The organism is Ensifer aridi (genome assembly GCF_002078505.1).
GTDB lineage: Bacteria > Pseudomonadota > Alphaproteobacteria > Rhizobiales > Rhizobiaceae > Sinorhizobium > Sinorhizobium aridi.
In genome coordinates this window covers 389018-405726 of sequence record NZ_LUAV01000012.1, presented here as the reverse complement: position 1 = coordinate 405726, position 16709 = coordinate 389018, and the positions used below count along the sequence as shown (strand labels likewise).

General features: G+C 62.4%; 14 protein-coding genes, 1 tRNA gene and 1 pseudogene. 9 read left to right on the top strand and 7 right to left on the bottom strand.

The genetic code is table 11. The features are described 5' to 3' along the window. The first annotated feature begins 78 nt into the window (after positions 1-78). Positions 79-456: a DUF488 domain-containing protein gene (locus AYK65_RS12040; RefSeq protein WP_081158519.1), complete on the top strand. Its 378-nt coding sequence runs from the start codon at positions 79-81 to the stop codon at positions 454-456. 308 nt (positions 457-764) lie between these two features. Then, positions 765-1042: pseudogene (locus AYK65_RS33625) on the top strand (hypothetical protein). 98 nt (positions 1043-1140) lie between these two features. Here the strand turns inward: AYK65_RS33625 and AYK65_RS12030 are convergent. From AYK65_RS12030 to xylF, 4 genes are all read right to left on the bottom strand, one after another. Further along, positions 1141-1217: transfer RNA gene (locus AYK65_RS12030), tRNA-Arg, on the bottom strand. A 270-nt stretch (positions 1218-1487) separates the two neighbouring features. Then, entirely contained in the window at positions 1488-2273 is a 786-nt protein-coding gene (locus AYK65_RS12025) for an ATP-binding cassette domain-containing protein (RefSeq protein WP_026618048.1), read from the bottom strand. Between the two features lie 14 nt (positions 2274-2287). Continuing rightward, positions 2288-3601: a sugar ABC transporter permease gene (locus tag AYK65_RS12020; RefSeq protein ID WP_026618047.1), complete on the bottom strand. Its 1314-nt coding sequence runs from the start codon at positions 3599-3601 to the stop codon at positions 2288-2290. A gap of 159 nt (positions 3602-3760) precedes the next feature. Further along, entirely contained in the window at positions 3761-4801 is a 1041-nt protein-coding gene (gene xylF, locus AYK65_RS12015; protein ID WP_026618046.1) for a D-xylose ABC transporter substrate-binding protein, read from the bottom strand. Between the two features lie 240 nt (positions 4802-5041). Here xylF and AYK65_RS12010 point away from each other — a divergent pair, with 240 nt between their 5' ends. Continuing rightward, positions 5042-6253, top strand: coding sequence for an ROK family transcriptional regulator (locus AYK65_RS12010; RefSeq protein WP_081158518.1), 1212 nt, complete (start codon positions 5042-5044; stop codon positions 6251-6253). A gap of 54 nt (positions 6254-6307) precedes the next feature. On the opposite strand, the gene iolG is transcribed toward AYK65_RS12010, so the two are convergent. After that, positions 6308-7300, bottom strand: a complete 993-nt coding sequence (gene iolG, locus AYK65_RS12005) for an inositol 2-dehydrogenase (RefSeq protein WP_081158516.1) — start codon at positions 7298-7300, stop codon at positions 6308-6310. A 484-nt stretch (positions 7301-7784) separates the two neighbouring features. Between iolG and AYK65_RS12000 the strand changes: the two genes are divergently transcribed. Continuing rightward, a complete protein-coding gene (locus tag AYK65_RS12000; protein WP_081158515.1) occupies positions 7785-8012 on the top strand; it encodes a hypothetical protein in 228 nt (75 codons plus the stop codon). 3 nt (positions 8013-8015) lie between these two features. On the opposite strand, the gene AYK65_RS11995 is transcribed toward AYK65_RS12000, so the two are convergent. Together AYK65_RS11995 and AYK65_RS11990 are read right to left on the bottom strand one after the other, a co-directional pair. Further along, a complete protein-coding gene (locus AYK65_RS11995; protein WP_081158513.1) occupies positions 8016-8471 on the bottom strand; it encodes a hypothetical protein in 456 nt (151 codons plus the stop codon). Positions 8472-8642: 171 nt separating this feature from the next. Next, on the bottom strand, positions 8643-9626 hold the full coding sequence (locus AYK65_RS11990) for a LysR family transcriptional regulator (protein ID WP_081158511.1): 984 nt from the start codon (positions 9624-9626) through the stop codon (positions 8643-8645). 272 nt (positions 9627-9898) lie between these two features. On the opposite strand from AYK65_RS11990, the gene chvE reads away from it, so the two are divergent. The 5 genes from chvE to AYK65_RS11965 all read left to right on the top strand — a co-directional run bounded on the left by chvE (position 9899) and on the right by AYK65_RS11965 (position 16665). Beyond that, entirely contained in the window at positions 9899-10966 is a 1068-nt protein-coding gene (chvE, locus tag AYK65_RS11985; protein WP_026618040.1) for a multiple monosaccharide ABC transporter substrate-binding protein, read from the top strand. Positions 10967-11158: 192 nt separating this feature from the next. Next, positions 11159-12694, top strand: a complete 1536-nt coding sequence (gene mmsA / locus AYK65_RS11980; RefSeq protein ID WP_081158510.1) for a multiple monosaccharide ABC transporter ATP-binding protein — start codon at positions 11159-11161, stop codon at positions 12692-12694. Next, complete coding sequence (mmsB, locus tag AYK65_RS11975; protein WP_081158508.1) at positions 12694-13908, top strand: multiple monosaccharide ABC transporter permease; 1215 nt, start codon at positions 12694-12696, stop codon at positions 13906-13908. Before mmsA ends, mmsB begins: the two co-directional genes overlap by 1 nt. A 255-nt stretch (positions 13909-14163) precedes the next feature. Beyond that, positions 14164-15159, top strand: a complete 996-nt coding sequence (araD1, locus tag AYK65_RS11970; protein WP_081158506.1) for an AraD1 family protein — start codon at positions 14164-14166, stop codon at positions 15157-15159. 72 nt (positions 15160-15231) lie between these two features. Beyond that, positions 15232-16665 carry an aldehyde dehydrogenase family protein gene (locus AYK65_RS11965; protein WP_081158504.1) on the top strand — a complete coding sequence of 478 codons (1434 nt, stop codon included), beginning with the start codon at positions 15232-15234 and terminating at the stop codon, positions 16663-16665. The last annotated feature ends 44 nt before the right edge of the window (positions 16666-16709 follow it).

Genomic DNA, 16709 nt, shown 5'->3' with positions numbered 1-16709 from the left:
AGGCTCCGCTACCTTCGATGGAAACAGTCTCGTCCCCGGGACGGCGGCGGTCGGCCCGGGAATTCTTGCGGGGGCCCAATGCCATCACTCCAGTTGAAGCGCGTCTACGAGGCGCCGGAGGCGTCCGACGGAACGCGCATCCTCGTCGATCGCCTCTGGCCGCGCGGCATCGCCAAGGACAAGGCGCGGATCGACCTCTGGCTCAAGGACATCGCCCCGAGCGACGCGCTGCGTAAGCGGTTTCATGGGAAGCCGGAGGATTGGGAGGCGTTTTGTGAGGCCTATGCGGCGGAGCTGGAAGGCGAGGTGGCGCAGGCGGCGGTGAGTGAGTTACGTGAGCGGCTGAAAGAGGGGCCGGTGACGCTGCTTTATGCGGCGCGGGATGAGCGCCGCAATAATGCTGTTGCGCTTAAGGCGTGGCTGGAGGGAAAGCGGGGAAGGGGATTGGCCTCCTAGATCATTTCATTGAAACAATGAAATGATCTAGCTCTTGAAACTCCGCAATCCGGCGGAAAACGTTACACGCTCTTCTTGGAATTGCTCTAAGATTCTGCGCTTTCGCGCGAGCCCCTCTCGGTCGCCGGTCAGGACAGGGAGGGCATGCGGTAGCCGCATAGTAGCCATTCCTTGCATTCGCCGCGCCCGATCCCGATTTACACGATGGGAGCTTCAGCCTCCCGTACTCCAAAAATGACGTGGCAGACCTCCGTGCGGCTGACCGGCCGCACGTGATGGTGTCGCGTTGATGACTTGAGGAGCTGGCAATGCGGGATTCTGCTAAACCTTGAATGAGATGACGCCTCGCGAGCGCTCAAACCTGATGACCTCAGTCGCGAACGCGCTGGGGGCTACAGCCGACAAGTCGCAGGAAATCGGGGATGAAAGATAGGCAGCAAACTCGATCAGTCTGGCCAGGATTATACGCGGTTGCGCCGACGACGTCGTGACAGGGGACTTGTCGATCGCTGAGCTTCTCCTGCAGCAAGGCATATCGCTGATTGCGCTTTTTCGGCGGGGAGCGCCGCGGCCGACGGTACATTAGTTCCCCAAATGAGGCGGCCCAATGGGCGGCACAAGATTGTCACCCATGTCTTAGGTAAAAACTGTTACCTATGTCTCCGGGCTGGACATGCAAGAAATTGGCGCACCCGACAGGATTCGAACCTGTGACCTTTGGAATCGGAATCCAACACTCTATCCAGCTGAGCTACGGGTGCATCCGTTGGCGGCAGGGCCGCCGAAGCAGGCTGTGAGCGGTTCTTAGCCTAGCTTGCGTGCCGCTTCAATGGTCAATTGCAGGAGATTGTGGGGGAAATTTGCTTTCCTCGGCCCGCCTGTGGTCGCGGCGCGTCGCTCACGGTGTCTCGCGGTCGAAGAAAAATGCCGCATCTGTGGCGATGTGGCATTGGTTTAGGAGCAGACGTCTCGATGAATCCGAGCGGAGAGGCGGAGCGGAAACCGCCCGCACTCCCCGTCACGACCCGCGCTCACGCCATCTGCATGGCGCCGGGGCCGGGGATCGCCTTAGGCGGCACCTTGCCCATGATGATCATGCCGAGCACCTCGTCCTTGGTGACGTCCTCGGTGCGGGCGTGGCCGACGACCTGGCCGTTCTTCATTACCGAGACGCGGTCGGCGAGGTCGAAGACGTCGTGGATGTCGTGGCTGATCAGGAAGATGCCGATGCCCTCGCGCTTCAACTGCTTGATGAGTTCGCCGACCTGTGCCGTCTCCTGCGGCCCGAGGGCTGCGGTCGGCTCGTCCATGATCAGGATGCGGGCGTTGAAGAGGATGGCGCGGGCGATCGCCACCGATTGCCGCTGGCCGCCGGAAAGCGCCTTCACCGGCTCCTTGAAGCGCTGGAAGTTGGGGTTCAAGCGGCCCATCACCTCGCGCGCCTTCGCCTCCATCGCCACGTCGTCGAGCGTGCCCCAGGGGGTGCGCAGCTCCCGACCGAGATAGAGGTTGGCGGCGGCGTCGACGTTGTCGGCGACGGCGAGCGTCTGGTAGATCGTCTCGATGCCGTATTTCTTGGCGTCGCGCGGATTGTTGATCTCGGCCGGTTCGCCATTGATCAGGATTTCGCCGGCATCGCGCCGGTAGGCGCCGGAGAGAATCTTGATCAGCGTCGACTTGCCGGCGCCGTTGTGGCCGAGGAGGGCGACGACCTCGCCGGGATAGAGATCGACGGAGGCGTTGTCCACCGCATGGATGCCGCCGAAGGAGATGGAAATGTTCTTCATTTCCACGAGCGGAGTGCGTTGTTCAGTCATGTTCGAACTCCTGATTATTTCGCGCGGGCGCGGTAGACGGTGTCTAGCCAGACGGCGGTGACGAGCACGACGCCGACGACGATCCGCTGCAGCGGGCTGTCGATGCCGAGGAGCACCATGCCGGATTGCAGCGACTGCATGACGAGCGCGCCGAGCATGGCGCCGGCGATCGTGCCCATGCCGCCGGCAAGCGAGGTGCCGCCGATGACAGCTGCGGCGATGGTATAGAGCTCGTCAAGCTCGCCTTGCGCATTGGTGGCGGCGTTGAGGCGCGCCGTCGAGATCGCGGCGGCGACTGCGCAGAGCATGCCCATCAGCGCGAAGATGCGGACGGTCACCCAGCGCGTCTTGATGCCGGCAAGCTCGGCCGCTTCCGGATTGCCGCCGATCGCGAAGACGTAGCGGCCGAAGCGCAGCCGCGTCGAGATGAAGGTCATGACGATGCCGATGACGATTGCGATCAACACCGGAATGGCGATGCCGTGGGCGATGAAGAGGCCGCCTTCCGGCCAGGCGATGCCGTTCGCCTCGGCATATCTGCGGGCAATATTGGTCGGCCAGGGATAGCTGTTGGCGATCGTCACGGCACCGAGAACGAGCAGGCAGCCGACCGCGGAGAGCAGGTATTCGGCCCAGACCGGGCGGCGCGGAAAGCCGAAGCGCTTGCGCTGCTTGCGGGCGTTCAGGATGCTGACGACAATGGCGAGGCAGGCGATCAGGCCGACGATCCAGCTTGCCGTAGCGCCGATCGAGCCTTCCGTGCCGCCGCCCATCAGGCGGAAGGTCGCGTCCATCGGCGCGACGGTGCGGCCGCTTGTCACGAACCAGGTGGCGCCGCGCCAGACGAGCAGGCCGCCGAGCGTCACGATGAAGGAGGGAACGTTCAGGAAGGCGATGATCATGCCGTGCAGCGCGCCGATCGCCGCGCCGAGCGCGAGGCCGGCAAGGAGCGTGATGATCCAGGTGGCCGGGTGATTGAAGCCGAGGAGCTGCGGCAGCAGCTCGGCCTGCAGCACGCCCATGATCATGCCGACGAAGCCGAGGATCGAGCCGACCGAAAGGTCGATATTGCGGGTGACGATGACCAGCACCATGCCGGTCGCCATCACGGCGATCGAGGCGGTCTGCACCGAAAGGTTCCAGAGGTTGCGCGGCGTCAGGAACAGGCCGTTCGACAGGAAATCGAAGCCGATCCAGATGATCAGCATGGCGCCGACCATTCCGAGCAGGCGCGTGTCGATCTCCGTGGCGCGAAAGAAGCGCTTCACCGGGCTTTCGGCGGCGTTGCGCGCGCGGTTGAAATGTGCGGTGTCTGTCGTGTCGGCCATGGCCGGCGTTCCCCCACTGTTTATATTCGTTGATGCGGTTGGCCCACGTGGTGTTGCCGCAATCATATCACCGCGCGAGCGCGACCGTTCGGACCTCATGCGAACGCCGCAACGGGGTTCCGTTGCGGCGTTTCGAAGTCAATGCAAAGCGCCCGTCCGTCAGTTGCAGGCGGCAACGGAGCCGGCTGCAACACCCTGGCAGGCTGCGTCCTTGGAAATCCAGCCGGCGTCGATGACGACGTTCAGATTGTCCTTGGTGATCGCCATCGGCGCCAGGAAGACGGACTTCATGGCGACGCCCTTCGGTCCGCCGTTGAAGGTCTGCACGCCTTCGATCTCGTCCATGGTCTTGCCGCCGGCGAGCGTCACGGCGATCTCCGCCGCCTTCTTGCCGAGTTCGCGGGCGTCCTTCCAGACGGAAACAGTCTGGGTGCCGAGCGCCACGCGGTTGAGCGCGGCATGGTCGCCGTCCTGTCCCGAGACCGGAACGGAGCCGGCGAGACCCTGCGCGGTGAGCGCGGCGATCGCGCCGCCGGCAGTGCCGTCGTTGGAGGCGACGACCGCGTCGACCTTGTTGTCGTTGGCGGTCAGGAACTGCTCCATGTTCTTCTGGGCGGTTTCCGGCTTCCAGCCGTCCGTATAGGCCTCGCCGACATTCTTGACCTTGCCGGCGTCTACCGCCTCCTTCAGCACTTCCATCTGCCCGGAGAAGAGGAAGTCGGCGTTCGGGTCGGAGGAGGAACCCTTGATGAAGACGAAGTTGCCTTCGGGCTTCGCCTTGAAGACCTCGCGCGCCTGCATGCGGCCCACTTCCTTATTGTCGAAGGTAATGTAGAAGGCAGCCGGGTTCTCGATCAGGCGGTCGTAGCCGACGACCGGGATACCTTCGGCAGCCGCCTTTTCGATGGCCGGAGCGATGGCGTCGGAATCCTGCGCAAGCACGATCAGGGCGTTCGCGCCCTGAGCGATCAGCGACTCGATGTCAGTGAGCTGCTTAGCGGCAGAGGACTGTGCGTCGGCGGAAATATATTTGTCGCCGGAGGCTTCGAGTGCGGCCTTGATCGCGGCCTCGTCGGTTTTCCAGCGCTCTTCCTGGAAGTTGGACCAGGAAACGCCGATGACGAGATCCTTGGCGATCGCCGCGGAATGCATGGACGCGATGATGGCGGCCCCCGCCATCAGCTTCAAAATGGACTTCATTTTATCCTCCCAAAGGGCCCGCCGCGCGCGCGAACCTCCCGCACGCATCCCCAACGAGCCGTGAAGCGCTGCCGCAAATGTCTCCGGCAGTGCGCGCGGAGCTTTTTTCTCGACAGTCGAGAAAATAGATGTCAGAGTTTTAGAAGGCTGTCAACAAGCCCATCCACTCCTTGTGTTGCTGTTCTGCAGATGCTTTGGGAGGAGCATGTTCGAGGAATCCGCCACCGGCAGGGACGTGCAATGCTGACCAAGTCCAGCACAGAGCTTGTGCGTCAGCAGAACAGCAGCCTTGTCCTTGCAGCCCTCCGCCGCAAAGGCTCCCTCTCGCACACGGAAATTGCTGCGCAGACGGGCCTTGCCTCAGCCACGATTTCCGTCATCACGGCCGAACTCGAGCGCGCAGGGATCATCGCCAAGATCGAGCAGCATGTTCAGGGTGGCCGCGGCCGGCCGCGGGTTCTCTTTGCTCCGAGACGCACCTCAGGCTACGTGATCGTCGTGCGCATTTCCTCCGACACCGTGCAATATTCCCTCGTCGACTACGGGGGCGTCCTGCTCGACCGTTTCGAGGAGGCGCGCAGTCACGACTCGAGCGGCACGGCGGCTTTCGGGCGCCTGTTCACGGCGGCGCTAGAGCGCTTGCTCAATCGCTCGCATATCGCCAAGGACGAGGTGCTTGCCATCTCCATCAGCAGCAAGTGGCTCGTGGCCGCAGATGGAGCACGGCTCGTCTGGTCGCCGGTCTTCGGCGACGAACAGCTCGACTTCGAGAAGCTGCTCCGGCCGGAGTGGCGCGCAAGGGTCATGCTCAACAACGAGTCGCTGCTCGTGGCGCAGGCGCTTGCGGTGCGCGCAGAGGAGAAGGAGGGGGGCTTCAGGTCGCTCGCGGTCGTCTCGCTCGGGCACAGCATCGGTCTCGGCCTCGCGAGGAAGGGGAGGTCCGGCGAGCTCGATGTCTCCGCGCCGAATTTCGGTCACATGCTGCATGCGACGTCCGCCGGGCTCTGTCGCTGCGGCAGCTATGGCTGCATCGAGGCCGCCGCGGGTTTTTACGGCATCCTGCGCACGGCCTTCCAGGTGCCGTCCGATACGATCCCTGCGAAATTCGTGCCGCTCTCGGAAATGGACAAGATCGCCGCGAGCGCGCGGCAGGGGCACCGCATGGCCGGTTATGCTTTCCGGCAGGCCGGCGTCGCGCTCGGCAACGGCATTTCCCGCGTCATCAGCCTCTATGAGCCGATGCCGATCTTCGTGACGGGGCAGGGCACGCGCTATTTCGACCTTCTGCACAAGGGGCTCACGGAGGGGCTTGCGCAATCGTTGCAGGTGCGGCTGGAGGGTCTGCCGGAAATAACGGTCCTCGCGGATGAGCAGCGGCTCGTCTTCGACGGCCATCTCGACCGGGCGCTCAGCGCCATCGACGCCGATATCGCCGCGGCCGGCCATCCCTGAAACAAGGAAGGCCGGGCATTGCCCGGCCTTCCGCTGCGGAAAGGATATCTCGCGTCAAGCGACGCTGATCTGGCGCTTTTCCTTGACCGACCGAACTGCCGCATCGGCGAGCGCCAGGGCGGCAAGGCCGTCTTTGCCCGACGGGGTGATCTCGGCGCCCTTTTCGATCGCGGCAATGAAGCTCTCGATCTCGTTGGCGTAGGCTTCCGTGTAGCGCGTCATGAAGAAGTCGTGCAGCGGCGGGCGGGTATAGCCTTCGCCAGTGGCGATTTCGATCGAGACGGGGCGCTGGTTTTCCGCGGCGACTGCGCCCTTGGAGCCATGCACCTCGATGCGCTGATCGTAGCCATAGGTAGCGCGGCGCGAGTTCGAGATGATCGCCTGCTTGCCGGACGCCGTCTGCAGGATGACGGAGACGCTGTCATAGTCGCCCGCTTCGCCGATCGCCTTGTCGACGAGCACGGCGGCGGTGGCGGTGACGGAGACCGGTTCCTCGCCGAGCAGGAAACGCGCCATGTCAAAATCGTGGATCGTCATGTCACGGAAAATGCCGCCGGAACGCTTGATGTAATCGACCGGAGGCGCGCCGGGGTCGCGCGACGTGATCGTCACCATTTCGACCTCGCCGATCCGGCATTCGTCGATCGCCTTGCGTACGGCCATGAAATGCGGGTCGAAGCGGCGGTTGAAGCCGACCATGAGCTTCGCCTTGGTTTCGGAAACCACCTTCAGGCAGGCTTTGACGCGATCGACGTCGAGGTCGACCGGCTTTTCGCAGAAGATCGCCTTGCCGGCGCGGGCGAAGCGTTCGATCAGATCGGCATGGGTGTCCGTCGGCGTGCAGATCACCACGGCGTCGATGTCGCCCGCCGCCTCGATCTCGTCGATCGTGCGGACCTCGCAACCATAGGCATTGGCGATCGCTTCCGCCGCGGCCGGAAAGGCGTCAGCAACGGCGACGAGGCGCGCATCGGGATTGCCGCTGACGGCTTTCGCGTGCACCTTGCCGATCCGCCCGGCGCCCAGAAGACCAAATTTCACTGTCATCTCTATCGTCCTTTAGTTCCGGTTTGCGACCGGGTTGACGCGCGATGATGACGCTCATCGCGCAAAGGCGTCGCGGAGGAGATGTCCGCGGAAAGATGAGAGGAATGTGGTGGCTTTTCCTCCCGCGCCGCCACTGCATGATTCCTAAATCGGCACCGATTTAGGAATCATGCAGCAACTTAATGTCCCACAGCGATCTTTGCGCCTCTGGTTGGACGCGCGGCGCTGTAGGGCGCCTCCCTCCCATGCATGCCCTTCAAGCCGATCTTGTCTGTATGTCGGAATGAAAAGGCTAAATTTTTTAGTTTCGGAATTTTTATTCCATTTGCGGCGAGTCCGTCAAGTGCGAGCGTGCGGCTGCGAGTACCGACGAGCGGCTTTGCCGCAGATATCGCTGGACACCGGGCTTTGACAGTCTGATAAGACGCGCGGCGCTTATAGATGAGATGCCGGACTGCCGGCGCATACTTCCAGAGGCATTGGAATGATCAAATTCATCGATCCGGATCACCCCTTCTATAGGCCGTTGTGGATCCGGCTGCTGATCGTTGTCTTCTGTGCGGTATGGACGGCGGTGGAATTCTATGGCGGTCAGATGATGTGGGGAACGATCTTTTTGGTCGTGACCGCCTATGCCGGCGCTGCGCTTCTTGTCTTCTATCGGCCGAAGCAGCCGGAAGAGAAGGCCGGGACGAGCGACGAAGGGAAGTGACGGCTATCTTGCGGCAGCCGTGCGCGCGAGCGGCCGCGCTGCTTCGTCGATCAGCATGTTGGCGAGCTTCATGCGGAGCGTCGCATTGGACCGGAACTCGGCGGGCAGGCGGTCCGGATGGTTCGCGGCGGCAAAGCGCCGCCGCTTGGCCGCAAGCGTCAGCGGGGTTTCCTGGTCACTGAGCGCAAGTTCGGATGCGACCTCGGCAAGGCTGGTGCGATTCAGGTAATCGGGCATCACGAGCGGCTCGGAGCTCTCGACCGGTGCGAGCTCGCGATAGGCCTGCTCCACCGTGCCAAAGGGAATTGCTGCGCATGGGGACGTTTCCGCCATGAACTCCGGCGGCAAGCCGGCTGCGGCGTTTCGGAAATCGCCGGCGACGTCTTCGTCCGACACCTCCGTGTCCTGCTCGGCCTTCAGGCGCTCGAGCACCGACTGGAATACCGACATGCCGAACATCGAGCCTCTCGTCGCCGGATCACGATGATTTTAGGTCGGATCGACCTAAAGTCATGAACGGGATCGATTCTAATAGGTTAGCGCGGGATGCGGGCGGAAAACCGCGCACACTTTTCCTCATCCCACGCTGAATTCAGCCGATCTTGGCCGCTCAAGATTATGCGGGCCTGATCATGCCCGGCTTTGCTTCAGGATCAGGTCGTAGAGCAGCTTCGCGCTCGGGGGGAGCGCCCGGCCCTCGGCGGTGATCAGTCCATAGGGTTTGATGCGGATTGGAAACTCGGTCGGCAGGATACGTATCTCGCCGGCCTGCGTGCCGTTTGCCGCCACGAGCTTGGCGACGTCGAGGGCGACGGGGGCGATTGCGTTGGTGTTGCGGACGATCGAAAGCGTCAGGATGATCGAGGAGGTGTTGATGACCGTGGCGGGGAGCCGGACGCCGGCGGAAACGAAACTGTCCTCAACCGCGCGGCGCAGAAGCGTGCCGGGCGGCTGGAAGACCCAGTCGTAGCCAGGCAGGTCGTCGGCGCTGGCGGACGCCTTGTCGAGCAGGGGATGGCCCTCGCGAACGATAAGGCAGACATCCTCGGAACCGATCTCGACCAGATTGAAGAGCCGGGGATTGAGGTCGTCGGGGATGCGGCCGACGACGAAATCGTGGCGCGCTGCGAGGAGTTCCCGCGTCAGCACATTGCTGTTGTCGATCTGCACATTGATCTCGATGCCAGGATAGGCGGTGGAGACCTGGCGGATTGCAGGCACGGCGAGGTTGAGAGCGGGGCCGGTGACGGAGCCGAGCGACACCGAGCCGCCACTGCCGGTCTTCAACTCGTTGATCTCGCGCGCGGCCTCGCGCAGTTCCAGGAAGATCGTGCGCGCCCGCCGGGCCAACGCTTCGCCGTAGGGCGTGAGCTCGACGCCGCGCGCCACGCGGGCGCAGATCGGCGCCTTCACGATCGCCTCGATCTCGGCGAGCATGCGCGAGGCGGCCGGCTGCGAAATGCCGAGCGAATCGGCGGCGGCGCTGATACGACGGTGGTCGTCGATTGCCAGGATGAGCCTGAGGTGGTTTATCTTCAATCCCGACCGGAAAAGGCCGCTGTCGAACGGTTCGCCCGCCGGGATGGCGGTGCTCGGCTTGCTCTCGAGGTTCAAATTCCCGGTCCTTCTTCAAGGGATACATAAATCACACTCTTTAAGAGTCGTATACCAAATTTGGTATGTATGAAATGCATTATTGTATTTGACAGTTATGGCAATTGATTCCAGTTTCCGAGCCTGTGCGCCAGCGCATGCGGAAGTATGTTGAGACGGGGAGGACTTCCTTTATCTTGAATCACCGCTCGGGGATCATTCTCCGCGCGGGTGGATCGCTGCGCATAGGACGGGGCCCGGCTCGCCGGCTTCAACACTCAGGGAGAGATCTGATGAAATTGTTTACTTCGCTTCTCGCAGCCGCGGCGATCACCGTCGCGTCCTTCGCTGCGCCGGTATTCGCCCAGGACAAGGGCACGGTCGGCATTTCGATGCCGACGAAGACGTCGACCCGCTGGATTTCCGACGGCGAAACCATGGAGAAGCTGTTCAAGGAAGCCGGCTATACGCCGGACCTGCAGTTCGCTGACGACGACATTCCGAACCAGCTCGCGCAGATCGAGAACATGGTGACGAAGGGCGCGAAGGTTCTCGTCATTGCCGCCATCGACGGCACGACGCTCTCCGACATCCTGCAGAAAGCGGCCGACGCCGGCGTCAAGGTCATCGCTTACGACCGTCTGATCCGCGACTCGGGCAATGTCGACTACTACGCGACCTTCGACAACTTCCAGGTCGGCGTGCTGCAGGCGACGTCGCTCGTCCAGGGCCTGAAGCTCGACGAAGCGAAGGAACCGAAGAACATCGAACTTTTCGGCGGTTCGCCGGACGACAACAACGCCTTCTTCTTCTATGACGGCGCCATGTCGGTCCTGCAGCCTCTGATCGACAGCGGCAAGATCGTCGTCAAGTCCGGCCAGATGGGCATGGACCAGGTCGGCACGCTGCGCTGGGACGGTGCGGTAGCTCAGGCTCGCATGGAGAACCTGCTCTCCTCCACCTATACCGATGCCAAGGTCGACGGCGTTCTGTCGCCCTATGACGGCCTCTCCATCGGCATCATTTCCGCTCTGAAGGGCGTTGGCTACGGCTCCGGCGACATGCCGATGCCGATCGTCACCGGCCAGGACGCGGAACTTCCCTCGGTCAAGTCGATCCTCGCCGGCGAACAGTATTCGACGGTCTTCAAGGACACCCGCGAACTCGCCAAGGTCACCGTCAACATGGTCAACGCCATCATGGACGGCAAGGAGCCGGAAGTGAACGACACCAAGACCTATGAAAACGGCGTCAAGGTCGTTCCGTCCTACCTGCTGAAGCCCGTTTCGGTCGACAAGACGAATGCCAAGGAAGTCCTCGTCGGCTCCGGCTACTACACGGAAGATCAGATCAACAACTGATCCGGTTCGGAGGGGGGTCGCGGTTGGGCCGCGAGCCCCTTTGCTTAACGCGATGTGCGTTTGCAGGCGCACCCATGTCGCTGTAATAGTTTGAACTGCTCATCGTTCCCTGGATCGGCAACGATCCGGGGAATCATGCAGCGGGGAAGAGAGCCTGTAGTCTCTCGCAGACTGCCGCTGGAATAGCTGATTATGGACAACATCATTCTGGAAATGCGGGGCATTACGAAGACGTTTCCGGGCGTCAAGGCGCTGGACAATGTCTCGTTCAAGGTCCGCGAAGGCGAAATCCATGCCCTCGTCGGGGAAAATGGCGCCGGCAAGTCGACCTTGATGAAGGTGCTGAGCGGCGTCTATCCCGCCGGGACCTACGAGGGCGAGATCTATTATGACGGCGAGGCCCGTCGCTTCAGCACGATCGCCGACAGCGAACATCTCGGCATCATCATTATCCACCAGGAGTTGGCGCTCGTTCCGCTGCTGTCGATTGCCGAGAACATCTTTCTCGGCAATGAGATCGCCAGCAACGGCGTCATCCATTGGCCGCAGACCTTCGCTCGCACGCAGGAACTGCTGAAGAAGGTGGGCCTCAGCGAGTCTCCGGCGACGCTGATCACCGACATCGGCGTCGGCAAGCAGCAGCTTGTCGAGATCGCGAAGGCGCTCTCCAAGGAGGTGCGGCTGTTGATCCTCGACGAGCCGACCGCGTCGCTGAACGAGAATGATTCCGACGCGCTGCTGCGCCTCCTCATGGAGTTCCGCACCCAGGGCATGACGTCGATCATCATCTCGCACAAGCTGAACGAGATCAAAAAGGTAGCCGACCAGATCACCATCCTGCGCGACGGCGGTACCGTCGAAACGCTTGACTGCCACAAGGAAGACATCAGCGAAGACCGGATCATCAAGGGCATGGTCGGGCGCGCGATGGAAGACCGTTATCCGCCGCGCGAACCGAAGATCGGCGATACGCTGCTCGAGGTGAAGAACTGGAACGTCTTCCATCAGCATCACCGCGACAGGCAGTTCCTGCACGATGTCAGCTTCAAGGTTCGCGCCGGCGAGGTCGTGGGTATTGCCGGACTCATGGGCGCCGGTCGTACCGAAACGGCGATGAGCATTTTCGGCAAGTCGTGGGGCCACAAGATCACCGGTGAGGTGACGATGCGCGGCCAACGGGTAGACGTGAGTACCATCCCGAAGGCGATCAAGGCCGGGCTTGCCTACGTGACCGAGGACCGTAAGCAACTGGGCCTCGTCCTGATCAACAACATCATGCACAACACGACGCTCGCCAACCTGCACTCGGTTGCGTCGAACGGCGTCATCGATGAGCGCAAGGAGCGGAAGGTCGCTTCGGACTACCGCTCGAAGCTCCGGATCCGTTCGCATTCGATCTATCAGGAGACGGTGAACCTTTCCGGCGGCAACCAGCAGAAGGTCGTGCTTTCCAAGTGGCTGTTCACCAATCCTGAAGTCCTCATACTCGACGAGCCGACACGCGGTATCGACATCGGCGCGAAGTATGAGATCTACACCATCATCAACCAACTCGCGGCCGAGGGCAAAGGCATCCTGATGATCTCGTCGGAGATGCCGGAGCTGCTCGGAACCTGCGATCGCATCTATGTCATGAACGAGGGACGCATCGTGGCGGAGCTTTCCAAGGAGGAAGCAAGCCAGGAATCCATCATGCGTGCCATCATGCGTTCAGGGGAGAAACACTAATGGTCGTCGATACGAGCACTCACACCACCAAACCCTCGATCGGGGACTACCTCAGGAACAACATTCGCGAATACGGCCTGCTGGTCGCGCTCGTGATCATCATGCTGTTCTTCCAGTTCGTCACCAACGGCGTTCTCTTCAGGCCGGTCAACATCACGAACCTGGTGCTGCAGAACTCCTTCATCGTCATCATGGCGCTGGGCATGCTGTTGATCATCGTGGCCGGTCATATCGACTTGTCGGTCGGTTCGATCGTCGCTTTTGTCGGGGCCATTTCGGCGATCATGCTCGTCAAATGGGGGCTGCCGGCCTTCGTCGTCGTTCCCGCCTGTCTTGTCGTCGGCGCGATCATGGGAGCGGCGCAGGGTTACTGGGTGGCCTATCAGAAGATCCCGTCATTTATCGTCACGCTCGCCGGCATGCTGGTATTCCGCGGCATGACCTACGTCGTCCTCGGCGGGCGTCCGATTGGGCCGTTTCCGAAGGACTTTCAGATTCTTTCGACCGGCTTCGTTCCCGACTTCCTCTACTTCCTCAACCCGAGCCCCGAGGTCATCAAGAACATGGTGGCGCTCGTGGCGGTCCTGGCGCTCGTCGGCTATGCGATTTATGCGGGCCTGCGCGATCGCCGGATCAACGAGCAGCACGGCACCGAGAACGAGCCGTTCATCTTCTTCGCAGTCCAGATGGCAGTCATCGGCCTCGTTGCCTTGTTCATCGGGTTCCAGCTTTCGACCTATCGCGGCCTGCCGAACGTACTCATCGTCATGGGCGTGCTGATCGCTGCCTATACGTTCGTCACGACACGGTCGACGATCGGTCGCCGGGTCTATGCGATGGGCGGCAACGAGAAGGCCACCAAGCTCTCCGGCATCAACACCGAGCGGCTGACCTTTTACGCCTTCGTCAACATGGGCGTGCTTGCCGCTCTTGCCGGCATGATCATCACGGCGCGCCTGAACTCGGCAACCCCGAAGGCCGGCGTCGGCTTCGAACTCGACGTCATCGCGGCCTGCTTCATCGGCGGCGCCTCCGCCTCGGGTGGCGTCGGCAAGATCACCGGTGCGGTCATCGGCGCCTTCATCATGGGCGTGATGAACAACGGCATGTCGATCATGGGCATCGGCATCGATTACCAGCAGCTCATCAAGGGTCTCGTGCTCCTCGCAGCCGTCTTCTTCGACGTCTACAACAAGAACAAGGGCAAGGGCTGATCGGATTTCCGGTCAGCTCCCAACGACCGCGACATGAACGGGCGGCCGAGGCGGCCGCCGGAACTGGGTGGCGCGTGCCACCCTTACAGCGCCGCGCGTCTTATCAGACGCGCAAAGGTCGCTGTAACACTTTGAAGTGCTGCATGTTCTTATCCTTAAATCGGATGATTTAAGGAAACATGCAGTAGGGCGGCGCATTGCCTTTCCTCAGGGGAGGGCGTGGCCGGAGCTAACGCGATCAGGAAGGACAGGAACGTGCTGATTTCTCAAGTCAGGAAGCAAGACGGATCGGTTGCAGTCGCGGTGCGGGCGCCGGGCGAAACGGCGCGTGCCGTCAGGGGGGCGGAGAGCGTCTACGCGCTGGCGATGGAAGCTGCGAATGGCGGCAAGAGCCTCAAGGAAGTGATCGAGGCCAAGGGCCTCGGCGAAACGATCGATCTCGAGCAGGCCTACGCCGAAGGACGGCTGCTCCCGCCGATCACCCATCCCGACCCCGCCCACCTGCACCTCACCGGGACGGGCTTGACGCACCTCGGCTCGGCGGCAACGCGCGACGCGATGCACAAGAAGACCGCCGAGGCGGCGGAAGAAACGCTGACCGATTCGATGAAGATGTTCCGGATGGGCCTTGATGGCGGCAAGCCGAAGCCGGGCGAAAAGGGCGTCCAACCGGAATGGTTCTACAAGGGCAATGGCACGGCTGCAGTCGCTCCGGGTGAGCCGCTGACGTCGCCCTCCTTCGCGGAGGACGGCGGCGAGGAGCCGGAAATGGCGGGCATCTATGTCGTCTCCGACAAGGGAGTGCCCTATCGCATCGGCTTTGCCGTTGCCAACGAGTTCTCCGATCACAAGACCGAACGGGTCAATTATCTCTGGCTGGCACATTCGAAGCTCAGGCAGGCAAGCTTCGGGCCGGAAATTCGCATAGGCACCGCTCCCGACGACATCCGCGGCACGTCGCGCATCCTGCGGGGCGGAAAGGTTCTGTGGGAGAAGCCCTTCCTTTCCGGCGAGACGAACATGTCGCACAGCTTCGCCAATCTCGAATATCACCATTTCAAGTATGGCCTCTTCCGCGTGCCCGGCGATGTGCATGTGCACATGTTCGGCACGGCGACGCTCTCCTTCGGCGACGGCGTCCGGACGGAGGAGGGCGACGTATTCGAGATCGAGGCCAAGGAGTTCGGCCTGCCATTGCGCAATCCGCTGGCAATCGCCGCGGAGGAAGAGATCGCCATACATCAGCTCTGATATATCTGTAACAGCGGACGCGGTCGCGACGGGCGGCCGAATGCGACAGGAAGACAAGGAGGCTTAAGGCCCATGACACTTCACCAGAACCTGATTGCCGGCGAATGGGTCGGCGGCGACGGTGTCGCCAACATCAATCCGTCGAACACCGCTGACGTCGTCGGAGAATATGCCCGCGCCACCGCCGACGACGCGAAAGCCGCGATCGCGGCGGCCAAGGCCGCCTTTCCGGCCTGGTCGCGCTCGGGCATCCTCGAGCGCCACGCGATCCTGAAGAAGACCGCCGACGAGATCCTCGCCCGCAAGGACGAACTCGGACGGCTGCTGTCGCGCGAGGAAGGCAAGACGCTCGCGGAGGGCATCGGCGAGACGGTGCGCGCCGGCCAGATCTTCGAGTTCTTCGCCGGCGAGTGCCTGCGCTTGGCTGGCGAGGTCATCCCGTCGGTTAGGCCGAATATCGGCGTCGAGATCACCCGCGAGCCGGTCGGCGTCGTCGGCATCATCACGCCGTGGAATTTCCCGATCGCCATCCCCGCCTGGAAGATCGCCCCGGCACTTTGCTACGGCAACACCGTCGTCTTCAAGCCGGCCGAGCTGGTGCCCGGTTGCTCCTGGGCCATTGTCGACATTCTTCATCGCGCCGGCCTGCCCAAGGGCGTCTTGAACCTCGTCATGGGCAAGGGCTCAGTCGTCGGTCAGGCGATGCTCGACAGCCCGGACGTTCAGGCGATCACCTTCACCGGCTCCGTCGGCACCGGCAAACGGGTCGCCGCCGCCTCGGTCGAACACAATCGCAAGTTCCAGCTCGAGATGGGCGGCAAGAACCCGTTCGTCGTGCTCGATGACGCCGATCTCTCGGTCGCCGTCGAAGCGGCGGTCAATTCGGCCTTCTTCTCGACCGGCCAGCGCTGCACCGCCTCGTCGCGCATTATCGTCACCGACGGCATCCACGACAGGTTCGTTGCGGCGATGGGCGAGCGCATGAAGGGGCTCGTCGTCGACGACGCGCTGAAGCCCGGCACCCATATCGGCCCGGTGGTCGATCAGAGCCAGCTCAATCAGGACACGGACTATATCACCATCGGCAAAAAGGAAGGCGCTAAGCTCGCCTTCGGCGGCGAACTGATTTCGCGCGACACGCCCGGCTTCTACCTTGAGCCGGCGCTCTTCACCGAGGCGACCAACGAGATGCGGATTTCCCGTGAAGAGATCTTCGGACCGGTCGCGGCGGTGATCCGGGTGAAGGACTATGAGGAGGCGCTTGCCGTCGCCAACGACACGCCTTTCGGGCTTTCCTCCGGCATCGCCACCACCAGTTTGAAGCATGCGACGCATTTCAAGCGCAATGCCGAGGCCGGCATGGTGATGGTCAACCTGCCGACGGCCGGCGTCGACTTCCACGTGCCGTTCGGCGGCCGCAAGGGCTCCTCCTACGGTCCGCGCGAACAGGGCAAATACGCCGCCGAATTCTACACAATCGTCAAGACAGCCTACACGCTGGCTTGAAGAGTTGAGAGCGGGATGCGGGCGGAAAGCCGCGCCCTCATCCC

Excerpts from the sequence above, each read along its gene's own strand:
- xylF (WP_026618046.1), bottom strand. The coding sequence starts at position 4,801 with ATGAAGTCCATTTTGAAGCTGATGGCGGGGGCCGCCATCATCGCGTCC.
- AYK65_RS11995 (WP_081158513.1), bottom strand. The coding sequence starts at position 8,471 with ATGTTCGGCATGTCGGTATTCCAGTCGGTGCTCGAGCGCCTGAAGGCC.
- mmsA (WP_081158510.1), top strand. The coding sequence starts at position 11,159 with ATGGACAACATCATTCTGGAAATGCGGGGCATTACGAAGACGTTTCCG.
- AYK65_RS12010 (WP_081158518.1), top strand. The coding sequence starts at position 5,042 with ATGCTGACCAAGTCCAGCACAGAGCTTGTGCGTCAGCAGAACAGCAGC.
- AYK65_RS12040 (WP_081158519.1), top strand. The coding sequence starts at position 79 with ATGCCATCACTCCAGTTGAAGCGCGTCTACGAGGCGCCGGAGGCGTCC.
- iolG (WP_081158516.1), bottom strand. The coding sequence starts at position 7,300 with ATGACAGTGAAATTTGGTCTTCTGGGCGCCGGGCGGATCGGCAAGGTG.
- AYK65_RS11965 (WP_081158504.1), top strand. The coding sequence starts at position 15,232 with ATGACACTTCACCAGAACCTGATTGCCGGCGAATGGGTCGGCGGCGAC.
- AYK65_RS12020 (WP_026618047.1), bottom strand. The coding sequence starts at position 3,601 with ATGGCCGACACGACAGACACCGCACATTTCAACCGCGCGCGCAACGCC.
- AYK65_RS12025 (WP_026618048.1), bottom strand. The coding sequence starts at position 2,273 with ATGACTGAACAACGCACTCCGCTCGTGGAAATGAAGAACATTTCCATC.
- AYK65_RS12000 (WP_081158515.1), top strand. The coding sequence starts at position 7,785 with ATGATCAAATTCATCGATCCGGATCACCCCTTCTATAGGCCGTTGTGG.
- mmsB (WP_081158508.1), top strand. The coding sequence starts at position 12,694 with ATGGTCGTCGATACGAGCACTCACACCACCAAACCCTCGATCGGGGAC.
- chvE (WP_026618040.1), top strand. The coding sequence starts at position 9,899 with ATGAAATTGTTTACTTCGCTTCTCGCAGCCGCGGCGATCACCGTCGCG.